The 12,387-nt window shown below is 70.8% G+C and carries 9 protein-coding genes; 7 read left to right on the top strand and 2 right to left on the bottom strand.

All coding sequences use genetic code 11. The features are described from left to right. The first annotated feature begins 30 nt into the window (after nt 1-30). The 4 genes from ABZY13_RS18640 to ABZY13_RS18625 all read left to right on the top strand — a co-directional run bounded on the left by ABZY13_RS18640 (nt 31) and on the right by ABZY13_RS18625 (nt 5,108). Nucleotides 31-1,764: an alpha-glucosidase gene (locus tag ABZY13_RS18640; protein ID WP_356631956.1), complete on the top strand. Its 1,734-nt coding sequence runs from the start codon at nt 31-33 to the stop codon at nt 1,762-1,764. Nucleotides 1,765-1,811: 47 nt separating this feature from the next. Beyond that, entirely contained in the window at nt 1,812-3,128 is a 1,317-nt protein-coding gene (locus ABZY13_RS18635; RefSeq protein WP_356631954.1) for an extracellular solute-binding protein, read from the top strand. Between the two features lie 160 nt (nt 3,129-3,288). Beyond that, complete coding sequence (locus tag ABZY13_RS18630; protein ID WP_356631952.1) at nt 3,289-4,182, top strand: sugar ABC transporter permease; 894 nt, start codon at nt 3,289-3,291, stop codon at nt 4,180-4,182. 2 nt (nt 4,183-4,184) lie between these two features. Beyond that, nucleotides 4,185-5,108 (top strand): carbohydrate ABC transporter permease, encoded by a 924-nt coding sequence (locus ABZY13_RS18625; protein WP_356631950.1) that lies wholly within the window; start codon nt 4,185-4,187, stop codon nt 5,106-5,108. A gap of 129 nt (nt 5,109-5,237) precedes the next feature. Here the strand turns inward: ABZY13_RS18625 and ABZY13_RS18620 are convergent, their stop codons facing one another. After that, nucleotides 5,238-6,173 (bottom strand): helix-turn-helix domain-containing protein, encoded by a 936-nt coding sequence (locus ABZY13_RS18620; protein ID WP_356631948.1) that lies wholly within the window; start codon nt 6,171-6,173, stop codon nt 5,238-5,240. A gap of 128 nt (nt 6,174-6,301) precedes the next feature. Here ABZY13_RS18620 and ABZY13_RS18615 point away from each other — a divergent pair, with 128 nt between their 5' ends. The 3 genes from ABZY13_RS18615 to ABZY13_RS18605 all read left to right on the top strand — a co-directional run bounded on the left by ABZY13_RS18615 (nt 6,302) and on the right by ABZY13_RS18605 (nt 9,689). After that, a complete protein-coding gene (locus tag ABZY13_RS18615) occupies nt 6,302-7,345 on the top strand; it encodes a saccharopine dehydrogenase NADP-binding domain-containing protein (protein ID WP_356631946.1) in 1,044 nt (347 codons plus the stop codon). A gap of 204 nt (nt 7,346-7,549) precedes the next feature. After that, nucleotides 7,550-8,053: a hypothetical protein gene (locus ABZY13_RS18610; RefSeq protein WP_356631944.1), complete on the top strand. Its 504-nt coding sequence runs from the start codon at nt 7,550-7,552 to the stop codon at nt 8,051-8,053. A 106-nt stretch (nt 8,054-8,159) separates the two neighbouring features. Beyond that, nucleotides 8,160-9,689, top strand: a complete 1,530-nt coding sequence (locus ABZY13_RS18605) for an SPFH domain-containing protein (protein ID WP_356631942.1) — start codon at nt 8,160-8,162, stop codon at nt 9,687-9,689. Nucleotides 9,690-9,969: 280 nt separating this feature from the next. Here ABZY13_RS18605 and ABZY13_RS18600 read toward each other — a convergent pair. Continuing rightward, nucleotides 9,970-12,387 (bottom strand): GH32 C-terminal domain-containing protein (locus ABZY13_RS18600; protein WP_356631940.1); only part of this gene is annotated, 2,418 nt, incomplete at its 5' end.

Here is a 12,387-nt window from a genome sequence, read left to right as displayed (position 1 = left end):
CACACCCGAGACCCACGATGAGGATTTGACGTGCCCGAAAACGCGGCCGGCCCCGCCGACTCCTGGTGGAGCAACGCGGTGGTCTACCAGATCTACCCGCGCAGCTTCGCCGACTCCGACGCGGACGGCGTCGGTGACCTCCAGGGCGTCATCGAGCACCTCGACTATCTCAGCGAGCTCGGCGTCGACGTGCTGTGGCTCTCCCCGGTCTACCCCTCGCCGCACGACGACAACGGCTACGACATCAGCGACTACCAGGACATCGACCCGCTGTTCGGGACGCTGGCCGACTTCGACCGGCTGCTGGACTCCGTGCACGAGCGCGGCATGAAGCTCGTCATGGACCTCGTGGTCAACCACACCAGCGACGAGCACGCCTGGTTCACCGCCTCCCGCGACGGCGGCCCCGGCGGACCGAAGCGCGACTGGTACATCTGGCGCCCGCCCCGCGACGGCATGGAGCCCGGCACGCCGGGCGCCGAACCGAACAACTGGGGCTCCTTCTTCTCCGGCCCGGCCTGGACCTACGACGAGGCGAGCGGCGAGTACTACCTTCATCTCTTCTCCCGCAAGCAGCCCGACCTCAACTGGGACAACCCCGAGGTCCGGCAGGCCGTGTACGCGATGATGCGCTGGTGGCTCAAGCGGGGCGTGGACGGCTTCCGCATGGACGTCGTCAACCTGATCTCCAAGGCGCAGGGCCTGCCCGACGGCCCTGTGCGCGAGGGCGACCGGTACGGCGACGGCAGCGTCCACTACGTGTGCGGACCGCGCATCCACGAGTACATCGCCGAGATGCACCGCGAGGTCTTCGCCGGCCACCCCCGCCGGCTGCTCACCGTCGGCGAGATGCCCGGCGTCACGGTGGAGGAGGCCAAGCTCTTCACCGACCCCGCACGCCGCGAACTCGACATGGTCTTCCAGTTCGAGCACGTCGGTCTCGACCAGGGCCCCGGCGGCAAGTTCGACGTCCGCCCCCTGAAGCTGACCGACCTCAAGGCCAGCCTCGGCCGCTGGCAGACCGGCCTCGGCGAGACCGGCTGGAACAGCCTGTACTGGAACAACCACGACCAGCCCCGCGTCGTCTCCCGCTTCGGCGACGACACCGCCCACCGCGACCGCTCCGCCAAACTCCTGGCCACCGTCCTGCACCTGCACCGCGGCACGCCCTTCGTCTACCAGGGCGAGGAACTGGGCATGGCCAACGCCCCGTTCACCTCGATCGAGGACTTCCGGGACATCGAGTCGCTCAACCACCACCGCGACCAGAGCGCCCTGGGCGTCGACGAGGAGCGGATCCTGGAAGGGCTGCGGCACCGCGGCCGCGACAACGCCCGCACCCCGATGCAGTGGGACGCCACCGAGCACGCCGGGTTCACGGCCGGCACGCCCTGGATCGCGGTCAACCCCGACCACGCCACCGTCAACGCCAAGGCCCAGCTCGCCGACCCCGACTCGGTCTTCCACTACTACCGCCGCCTCATCGAGCTGCGGCACACCGAGCCCGCCCTGACCCACGGCGACTTCCGCATGCTCCACCCGGAGCACGAGCAGCTCTACGCCTTCCTCCGCCACGACGCGGCCAGGGCCACCGAACTGCTCGTCCTGGCCAACTTCGGCGGAACCGACCTCACCGTCGACCTCCCCGACGGCTGGGAGCACAGCGAGACCCTCATCGCCAACGTCCCCGCCGACGCACCCCTCACCAGCCCGCACACCCTGCGCCCGTGGGAAGCCCGCGTCCACCGCCGCGCCACCGCCTGACCCCACAGCCCGCCCTTGCCGCAACGACGCACATCAAGGAACCAGCCATGAACAACCCCCGCCCCCGCACCACCGCCCGCAGAAGGCCCCTCCTGCTCGCGGCCTGCGCCCTGGCCCTGCTCGCCCCGCTGACCGCCTGCGGCGGCTCCGGCACCGCAGCGGGCGACGGCAAGACGCTGCGTCTGTGGCACTACGAGCAGGAGGACGGCGCCCTGAGCAACGCCTGGAACGCGGCGATCACCGAGTTCAAGAAGACCCACCCCGACGTGAAGGTCGTCTTCGAGCGCAAGACGTTCGAGCAGATCCAGCAGAACGCCGGCATGATCCTCAACTCCGACAAGGCGCCCGACGTCATGGAGTACAACAAGGGCAACGCCACCACCGGCCTGCTCGCCAAGCAGGGCCTGCTCACCGACCTCACCGCCGTCGTGGCCGAACGCGGCTGGGACAAAAGGATCAGCGAACGCGCCTCCGTCACCGCCCGCTACGACGACAAGGGCGAGATGGGCGGCGAGAAGTGGTACGGCATACCCAACTACGGCGAGTTCGTCCTCACCTACTACAACGACGACCTGTTCAAGAAGCACGGCGTCGACAAGCCCACCGACTTCAAGAGCTTCGAGGCCGCCCTGGCGAAGTTCAAGGCCGCCGGCGTCACCCCGCTCGCCAACGCCGGCAACGACCACCCCGCCGGCCACTGGCTCTACCTGCTCGCCCTGTCCGAGGCGAACGACGCCTGGGTCGACGACTACCAGCTCTACCAGGGCAAGGTCGACTTCCACGGCCCCGAGATGACCTACGCCGTGAACAAGTACAAGGAGTGGGTCGACAAGGGCTACTTCGACAAGAAGGACGTCGGCCTCAAGGGCAACGACATGACCGAGCAGTTCGTCTCCCAGAAGCGGCCCATCATGGTCGGCGGCAACTGGTGGTTCGGCGGCCTGTCCACCGACATCACGGACTTCGCGTGGTCCACCGCCCCCTACCCCGGCAGCGAGGACACCCTCGGCTCCGGCGGCAACCACTGGGTCATCCCCGCCAAGGCCAAGAACAAGCAGCTCGCCGAGGACTTCATCGACATCACCATGTCGGACAAGATCCAAAAGCTCATCGGCGAAGAGGGCAACGTCCCCCTGGCCGTCAAGGCGGACACCATCACCAACACCAAGGCCAGGGAACTGATCACCGCCTTCAACACCTACCAGGACGACAACGGGCTCGCCTTCTACCCGGACTGGCCGGTGACCGGCTACTACGACACCTGGCTGAGCGCCACCCAGAACCTGATGAACGGCGCCAAGCCCCACACGGTCCTCGACGAACTCGAGGCGCCCTACGAGAAGTACATCGCCACCAGGTCCTAGCAGCACCGCGGCCACCAGCACCGGCCGCACCCCGCACCGCCCGGGGACACGACCGACCCGCCGCCGCAGGCCGGGCCGCCCCGCCCCCGGACGCCGCGCCGCTTTCAGGGGACGGCGGCCCGGCCCGCCGGGCCGCCGTCCCGCCCACCTAGGAGCAACAGTGAAAACCACACGTCACCCGCGGTCCACGGGGTACGCCGTCTTCCTCGCACCGGGCCTGCTGCTCAGCCTGCTCTTCCTCGTCGTCCCGCTGGTGATGACCTTCTACTACAGCCTCACCAAGTGGCAGGGCATCGGCGACCCCGCCTTCACCGGCCTGGACAACTACACCCGCCTCTTCCAGGACGCCGACTTCTGGGCCTCCTTCCGCAACATCGCCTTCGTCATCGTCGGCATCGCGGCCGTGCCCACCCTGCTCGGACTGTTCCTCGCCGCCCTGCTGTTCGACTACGTCGGCAAGAAGCACGGCGACGGCATCGTCGGCGTCCTGCGCTCCGGCCTCTACCTGCCCCAGGTCATCCCCGTCGCCGTGACCGGCCTGATGTGGGGCTGGATCCTCGCCCCCGAAGGCGCCGTCAACAGCATCCTCGACACCATCGGCCTGGCCTCGCTCACCCAGAACTGGCTCGGCGACCCCGACCTGGCCCTGTGGGTCGTCCTCGGCGTCCTGGTGTGGATGCAGCTCGGCTATCCCCTGGTGCTGTTCATGTCCGGCCTGCAGCGCATCGACCCCGAACTGCACGAGGCCGCCTCCCTCGACGGCGCCACATGGTGGCAGCGCTTCACCCGCATCACCACTCCCATCCTGCGGCCCGAGGTCTACGTCGTCCTGGTCACCACCACCATCGCCGGCCTGAAGGTCTTCGCCCAGATCTTCGTCCTCACCGGCGGCGGCCCCGGCAACTCCACCCTCGTCCCCGCGTACTTCGCCTACCAGAACTTCTTCGAACGCGCCGACGTCGGCTACGGCTCGGCGATCTCCAGCACGATCACCCTGCTCGTGCTGATCATCGCCGCGATGATGCTCACCCGCCAGGCCCGCGAGGACGGATGACCATGACCACCCACACCACCGACATCGCCGCCGGCGACCTCAAGACCGCGACCCCGCCGCCCGGCCACACCGCGCCCCGGCGCCGCAGAAAGACGACGGTCGACGGCCGCACCCCGGGCTCCTACGCGGTCGTGGCCGCGGTCACCGTCTTCGTCCTCGCCTTCCTCGCACCGTTCCTCGTCATCCTGGTCAACTCCTTCAAGACCAGCGCCGACTACCGCGCCAACGGCTCACTGTCCTGGCCCGAACAGTGGAACTGGGCGATCATCGGCGACGTCTGGGAACGCGTCGACTTCACCCAGAAACTGATCAACAGCCTCCAGATCAGCCTCGGCGTCGTCGTCATCGCCGTAGCCCTGGCCCTCTTCAACGCCTACGCCATCGGCATCGGCCGCATCCGATGGCGCACCGCCTTCCTCGTCTTCTTCCTCGGCGTCAACGTCGTGCCGCAAGAAGGCCTGGTCTACCCCGTCTACTACCTCTTCAAGGAACTCGGCCTCTACGACGGCAAACTCGGCTACACCATCCTCGTCGGCATCACCTACAGCGCCTTCGGGACCTACCTGCTCTCCTCCGTCTTCAGCAGCTTCCCCCGCGAACTCATCGAGGCCGCCTCCCTCGACGGCGCCGGCCGCTGGACCATCCTCTGGCGCATCATCCTGCCCATGAGCTGGCCCACCCTGTCGGTGATGTGCGTGTTCTTCTTCGTCTGGAGCTGGAACGAATTCCTCTACCCGCTCGTCCTGCTCATCTCCAACGACAACCAGACCGTCCCCCTCGGCCTGTCCGTCATGCAGGGCCAGTACACCAGCGACCCCACCGCCATGAGCGCCGCCGCCCTCCTCGGCGTCATCCCGATGATCGCCTTCTTCCTCGTCTTCCAGCGCACTCTCACCCGCGGCCTCACCGCCGGCGCCGTGAAATAACACGCCACGGGTCACCCGCCACCCCGGATCCGGCCCCAGCCGCCCCGCAGCCGGATCCGGGGTACAGCACCGGCCCTCCGCCGCAACGACACAGGAAGGACGGGCTGCCGGTTCCCCGGAACCGTTCCTTCAGGGGCGGAAGGTGCGGCGGTAGGTGTCGGGCGGGACGCCGACGGCGCGCTGGAAGTGGCGGCGCAGGGTGGTGGCGGTGCCCATTCCGGCGGCCTCGGCGACGGCGTCGACGGTGGCGTCGGTGGTCTCCAGCAGCTCCTGGGCACGGCGGATGCGTTGGGTGTGGAGCCACTGCAGGGGCGTGGTGCCGGTGAGGTGCTTGAAGTGGCGGGCCAGATGGCGTGAGCTCAGGCCGGCCCGGCGGGCGAGATCCTCGACGGTCAGGGGCCGGTCGAGGCGCTGGAGGGCCCAGGGGAACAGCTCGCCGAGGGGGTGGTTGCCCGGTTCGGGGACGGGGGTGGCGATGAACTGGGCCTGGCCGCCGTCGCGATGCGGCGGGACGACCAGACGGCGGGCGATCTTGTTGGCGTTGGCCGAGCCGTGGTCGAGGCGGACCAGGTGCAGGCACAGGTCCATGGCGGCGGCCTTGCCCGCCGAGGTGAGGACGTCGCCGTTGTCGACGTACAGGACGTCGGGATCGACGGTGGCGGCCGGGTGCCGCCGGGCCAGCTCCCGGGTGTGGGCCCAGTGCGTGGTGGCGCGCCTTCCGTCGAGCAGGCCGGCGGCGCCCAGGACGAACGCGCCGGTGCACAGCGAGGCCACCCGGGCGCCTGCCGCGTGGGCCGCGCGCACCGCGTCGACCAGTTCCGCCGCGGGCTCGCGGTCGGTGTCGGCCCAGCCGGGCACGAGCACGGTGTCCGCCTGTGCGAGGTGGTCGAGCCCGTGGTCGGGCTCCAGGCGGAAGCGGTTGATGCGCACCGGCCCGGGCCCGCAGAGGGCGAAGTCGTACCAGGGGTCCACGACGTGCGTCAGGTCGGCTCCGAAAATCTCCAGGGCCACGGACAGTTCGTAGTGGAGCATGCCGTCGGTGACGGCCAGCGCGACGCGATGCATGTCCGAAACTGTATGCGGCGTGTCGTTTCCGACGATAGTGCGGGGGCCCTCCGGAGGGACAGGATGCGGAGGTCAGGCCGCCGGCGATCGACATCGCAGCGGACGATCGAGTACACGGGAGCAGTCTCATGGGGTCAGGCCGGCTGGTGGCGGTGTTCGGTGCGTACGGTCACACCGGACGGTTCGTGGTCGCGGAACTCGCCGCACGCGGGTTCGTCCCGGTGCTGTCCGGACGCAACGCGCGGACGCTGGGCGAACTGGCCGACCGGCACGGGCTGGAGGCCCGGGCGGCATCGGCCGACGACCCGGCCTCGCTGGACCGGGCCCTGGCCGGTGCGGCGGCGGTCATCAACTGCGCCGGCCCGTTCGCCTCGACCACCGGCCCGGTGATCGAGGCCGCGCTCCGGGCCCGGATTCCCTACCTGGACGTGGCCGCCGAGATCGAGGCCAACCTCGACACCTTCGCGCACTTTCGCGAGCGCGCCCGGGACGCCGGAGCGGTGATCGTCCCGGCCATGGCCTTCTTCGGCGGCCTCGGCGACCTGCTGGCCACCGCGGCGATGGGCGACTGGACCGCGGCCGACGAGGCCCACATCGCCTACGCGCTCAGCAACTGGCACCCCACCGCCGGCACTCGGCTGTCGGGCGCGGTCTCCCGCGAGCGGCGCGGCAACGCCCGCCTGCGCTACCGCGCCGGACAATGGGAGCGCCGCACCGATGCCGCGCCCACCACGCAGTGGACCTTCCCGGAGCCGGTGGGACGCCGGTCCGTGATCGCGGAGTTCACCATGGCGGACGTCGTGACCGTCCCCCAGCACCTGCCCATCCCCGACGTGACCACCTACATGAACGCCGAGGCGGCCCGCGACGTCGCCGCCCCCGACACACCGGCCCCGACCGCCGCCGACGACAGCGGCCGCTCCGCCCAGACCTTCCTCGTCGACGTCGTCGTCCGCTCCGGTGACGCCGTACGCCGGGCCACGGCCGCCGGCCAGGACATCTACGCCATCACCGCACCCCTCGTCGTCGAAGCCCTCGACCGCGTCCTCACCGGCCGCACCAGGGCCGTGGGCGTCACCCCGGCCGGCGAGATCTTCGACGCCCCCGACTTCCTGCGGGCGCTCGCCCCCCGCATCGCGTTCGACCTGCACGCCCAGGAGCGACTCGCCTGACGCGGCGTCATCCGCCCGGCCGCTCCGTGAGCGCATGGCGGGGGTACCGAGCGCCCTCGGGGCGGCCGGGAGACCGTTCGGCTGTGCCGGGGGCGGCATGGAAGCGGCGTGAAGACTGCCGGTGCCGGGCAATGTCCCGCCCCCCGGCCGCGTGTGACGATGCGTGCGCCGGCGGGGGAGGGCACGGAGAGGCGGTGTGCGGGGATGGCGTGGTTTCTGGGGCTCGGCATTGCGGGGGTCGTCCTTCTTGCCCTGTCGTTCGTCCTCGACGGTGTGCTGGAGGGGCTCCTCGACGGCATCTCCGTCGGGGACGGCCTGCTGTCGCTGCCGGTGATCGCCGGGTTCCTGTCCATGGCCGGTTTCTCGGGAGCGATCGTCCTGGGGACGACCGGGCTGGGCACGGCGGGCGCGACGGCGATCGGGGCGCCGGCCGGTGTCCTCACCGGCTGGTTCGCCTGCCGTCTGAGCCGGGCGCTCATGCGTGACGCGTCCGGAGCGGCTCCGCGGGACGGTGACCTGGTCGGCGTGTCCGGCTCGGTCGTGACCGCCATCCCCGCCGGCGGCTACGGCGAGGTGCTGGTGCGCCTGGCCGGGCAGCCGGTGAAACTCGCGGCGAAGAGCCCGGTCCCGGTGGCCCGGGGGTCCGAGGTCTGGGTCGAACAGACGCTGTCGCAGTCGGCGGTGTCCGTACGCCCGGTCGACGGCTGACCAGGCGCCCGCACGGCCGCTTGCGTTACGGCACCGCCGCGGCGCTGCCGTCATCCACGCACCCTTACCGACCGCCGTCCGCAGGGAGGGCTGAGGGGACATCATCATGAGTTCTGTCGTCATCGCGGCAGGAGGAGTCGTCGTACTCCTCGTGCTGATCGCACTGGTCGTCGCCGGCCGGTACAAGGTGGCCGGTCCGAGCGAGGCGTTCATCGTCACCGGGCGGCGCGGGAAGCAGGCCACCGACCCGGCAACCGGCCGGGTCTTCACCGACAACAGCGGCCAGAAGGTCGTGGTCGGCGGCGGCGTGTTCGTCGTGCCCTTCGTCCAGCAGAAGTTCACCCTCGATCTGTCGTCGCGGCACATTCCCGTGGCGGTGCGCGGCGCGGTCACCCTGCGCGGGGTGAAGGCCAACCTGGAGGGTGTCGCCATCGTCAAGGTCGGAGGCACCGAGGACGCCATCCGCGCCGCCGCGCAGCGGTTCCTGATGCAGCAGGACGGCATCGTCGGCTTCACCCAGGAGGTGCTCTCCGGCGCGCTGCGGGCGATCGTGGGCCGGATGGCGGTGGAGGACATCATCCGCGACCGGGCCGCGTTCGCCGGACAGGTCGCGGAGGAGGCGGAGGCGAGCCTGTCGGGGCAGGGACTGGTGCTGGACGCCTTCCAGATCCAGGACATCACCACCGAGGGCTCCTACCTGGAGGACCTCGGCCGCCCCGAGGCCGCCCGCGCCAAGCAGGAGGCCGACATCGCCGAGGCCGAGGCGCGGCGGGCCGCCGAGCAGGCCCGTCTGAAGGCCGAGGAAGCGATAGCCGTCGCGCAGCGGACCCTGTACCTGAAGCAGGCCGAGATCAAGGTGGAGACCGACCGGGCCGCCGCTTCCGCGAACGCCGCCGGCCCGCTCGCCGAGGCCGCCCGGCAGCAGGAGATCCTCACCGAGCAGGAGAAGGTGGCCGAGCGGCAGGCCGCCCTGACCGACCGCCAGCTCGACACCCAGGTCCGCAAGCCCGCCGACGCCCAGCGCTACGCCGCCGAGCAGGAGTCCGAGGCGAAGCGGGTCGCCCGGGTCAAGCAGGCCGAGGCCGAGCGGGCGGCCGCCATCGCCGCCGCGCAGGCGGAGGCCGAGCGGTCGCGGCTCACGGGTGAGGGCGAGAAGCAGCGGCGCAGCGCGCTGGCCGAGGCGCAGGCGCTCGAGGGCCTCAAGCAGGGCCAGGCGGAGCGCTCCCGCCGTGCCGCGATCGCGGAGGCGGTGCGGCTGGAGGGCGAGGCCGAGGCGGCGGCGATCGGCGCCAGGGGCGCGGCCGAGGCCGAGGCGATGCGGAAGAAGGCCGACGCGTTCGCCCAGTACGGCGACGCGGCCGTCCTGCAGATGCTCGTCGAGGTACTGCCGCAGGTCGTCGCCAAGGCGTCCGAGCCGCTGAGCGCGGTGGACAAGATGACGGTCATCTCCACCGACGGAGCAGGCCAGTTGTCCCGTACGGTCGCCGACAACGTCGCCCAGGGCATGGAACTGCTCGGCTCCACCACCGGAATCGACCTGGCGGAACTGCTGAAGGGCCTCACCCGGCGCGACGGCGACGTCCGGCCCGCGGCCACGCCGGCCGCCGAGGCCAACGCGAAGATCCCGATCGGCTGACTCGCGAAGAACGGCGGCCCGCCGCGCCGTGCGCGGCGTCGCCCCGGCACGCAGCGAGCCCGGGCGGCTTCGCCGGCCGCCGGGGCCCGTGCGGCACGTCCTTCCGTTCAGGCAGGCGATGCATCGCGGACCGCGCGGCGGCAGGGGCCGTTCGCCGCTGTGCTCCGACGCAGAATCCCCGTCGGCGTACCGACGGGGCTCCGGCGAGGGCTGCGTTCCGCTGAGGCCGGACGACCGGGAAGGCAGGTGCGCCCTTCCCGGTCGTCCGGCGCGACCCGTGTCAGCTGGTCATGCTCTTCATCTTCCAGACGGTCATGGACTTGACGGTGCTGCCGTCACCGAACAGCCGCAGGCCGAGCGCGTCCTGCCGGAACGGGTAGGCGCGCGTGGTGATCGACTTGTGGGAGTTGGCGTAGGCCTCGATCACCGAGCGGTCGACGAACACGTCCAGGGTCAGCTGCCCGTTCGCCAGTGCCAGCGGCCCCTTGTGGACGCCGAGGTTCGGCTCGGCGCTGGAGTTGTTCCCGGACCTCGTGCGGTCCACGCCCAGCTGTCCCGCGGGAGCGTCGTAGAAGAGGCGGGTGCGCTCTTCGTCTCCCGGGCTGCGCAGCACGTCGAGACCGAAGGCGCCGGCGCTGCCGCGTTCGAGGGTCAGCTTGATGTGGAGCATGTCGCCCTTGACGTTCGCCAGGCGCTCGTTCGCGGCGGTGACGGACGTGGGAGCGGTGATGTCGACGAGGGGCTCGCCGTCGTGGAGACGTGCGACCTCCTCGACGGGGCGGAATCCGAGGTCTCCGTCGGGCCGCATGGACAGCTCGATGGGCAGGCCCGCGTTGTGCGCCCATCCGGCGTCGTAGTGGGCGCGCTCGGTGCGCCGGTCCTGCGCGATGCTGAAGACCAGCGAGCGTCCCTCGTCGTCCACCATTCCGCTGGGGCCGGTGAAGTGGTCGCCGTAGTCCATGAGCTTGGGCTCCGTGGTGTCCGGCGTCCAGCGGCGGGCCTGGGCGTCCCAGGTGCCGACCCAGTAGTACACGTACTTGCTGCTGTACTCGCCGGGGCCGGCCGGGAAGGCCGGGTTGATGAGCAGGGCGCGGCGTTCGCGGCCCTGGGCGTCCTTGCCGATCGGCAGGAAGGTGGGCAGTTCCCACACCTGGCCGGTCTTGGGGTGGGCCGCCACGTCGCCGGTCATGAGCGGTCCGACGTACGTCCAGTCGGTGAGGTTCTTCGACGTGTACAGCAGGGCCGTGCCGCCGATGTCCCTGCCGTCGGTGGTCTGGACGCCGGAGCCCATCAGCTGGAACCAGGTGTCGCCCTCCTGCCACACGAACGGGTCGCGGAAGTCGCCGAAGCGGACCTTGCGTCCGGCGCCGACATGGAGATCGGCGGTCTGGCCGGTGACGAGAGTGGGGTGCATCTTCCACTCGACCAGGTCGCTGTCGGCGGGGTCGACGGGGCGGGCCAGGCCGGTGGCCTGGTTGGGGCGCTGGGAGTCGTTGCCCGCGGTGAACAGCAGGACGGGCACGCCGTTCTCGTCGTAGGCGGCGTCGCCGGACCAGACTCCGTCGGGCGCCACGCTGTCCTCGGTGGGCGCGAGGGCGACGGGCAGGTCGCGCCAGTTCACCAGGTCCTCGCTCACCGCGTGTCCCCAGGCGATGTTGTGCCAGTAGGGGCCGTGGGAGTTGTGCTGGTAGAAGAGGTGGTACTTGCCCTTGTACTGGATCGGGGCGTGCGGCTCGTTCATCCAGTGGTTCGGGGCGGTGAAGTGGTAGCCCGGACGGTAGCGGTCGCCGTCGTAGCGCGAGCGGTCCATCTCCATCCGCGCCGCGGGAGTGACGCCGCCGGCGAAGGTCTGCACGTCCTTCGCGTGCCCGGCGGCCACCAGGGCGGGAGTGAGCGCCCCGCTGTGGATCTTCACCTCGTCGATCAGGCCGTTGAACATGTTCACCGCGAACGTGCCGTTGACGATGGCGGGCTGGTTGTGCCGGCCGATGATCAGCGGAACGTCGGCCTTGGCCAGCCGCGCCCCGGCGGGGACGGCGGTCTGGGCGACCTGCTCGCCGTTGAGGAAGAGCCGTATCGCCCCGTCGACCGGTGCGAACACCGCCGACAGGTGCGCCCACTTGCCCGCGGCCAGCGCCGCCGACTTCGGGACGGTCACCTCGTACCAGGCGTCGCCGGTTCCGATGCCGAACTGCCACCTTCCGTGCCGGCCGACACCGAGGACGAAGCCCCGCTTGGCCCCCTTGTCCTGCTGGTTGACGACCGCGGAGGGCTTGCCCTCGTCACCCCACTCGAACGCGCGCGGAGCGACCCACGCCTCGACGCTCAGGCCGTCGGTGGGCAGCTGCGTCTGCGCCGCGGCGCGGGTGACCCAGGTGGAGTAGCCGTCGAAGAGCAGAGCACCGGAGAGCACGCCGTCGTCCGCGCGCGCGGGGCGCCACAGCGGGTCGCTGTCCGGCTTGTACTGCGCGTCGTTGAAGACGTAGCTGATCGGGTCGGCGGCCTCGCTGATCTTCTCCCTGGTCGTGGTGCCCTTGCCCTCGGAGAAGTCCCAGTGGGCGGCGAGCCCCGTCGTGGAGGGGTCGGGCGCCTTGTCGACGCCGACGCGGACGTCGTCGAGGCTGATGTGGCCCCAGCCGCCGGTCGCCTTGTCGACGACGGTGATGCGCAGCTGTGCGCCGAGGTGTTCGCGGGCGTC

Source organism: Streptomyces sp. NPDC006610 (genome assembly GCF_040611575.1).
In the GTDB taxonomy this organism is placed as follows: Bacteria; Actinomycetota; Actinomycetes; order Streptomycetales; family Streptomycetaceae; genus Streptomyces.
This window is presented reverse-complemented; position numbering and strand designations above follow the sequence as displayed.

What these genes read in the sequence shown, in the direction of transcription:
- ABZY13_RS18615 (WP_356631946.1), top strand. Translation starts at nt 6,302, where the DNA reads ATGGGGTCAGGCCGGCTGGTGGCGGTGTTCGGTGCGTACGGTCACACC.
- ABZY13_RS18605 (WP_356631942.1), top strand. Translation starts at nt 8,160, where the DNA reads ATGAGTTCTGTCGTCATCGCGGCAGGAGGAGTCGTCGTACTCCTCGTG.
- ABZY13_RS18635 (WP_356631954.1), top strand. Translation starts at nt 1,812, where the DNA reads ATGAACAACCCCCGCCCCCGCACCACCGCCCGCAGAAGGCCCCTCCTG.
- ABZY13_RS18620 (WP_356631948.1), bottom strand. Translation starts at nt 6,173, where the DNA reads ATGCATCGCGTCGCGCTGGCCGTCACCGACGGCATGCTCCACTACGAA.
- ABZY13_RS18610 (WP_356631944.1), top strand. Translation starts at nt 7,550, where the DNA reads ATGGCGTGGTTTCTGGGGCTCGGCATTGCGGGGGTCGTCCTTCTTGCC.
- ABZY13_RS18625 (WP_356631950.1), top strand. Translation starts at nt 4,185, where the DNA reads ATGACCACCCACACCACCGACATCGCCGCCGGCGACCTCAAGACCGCG.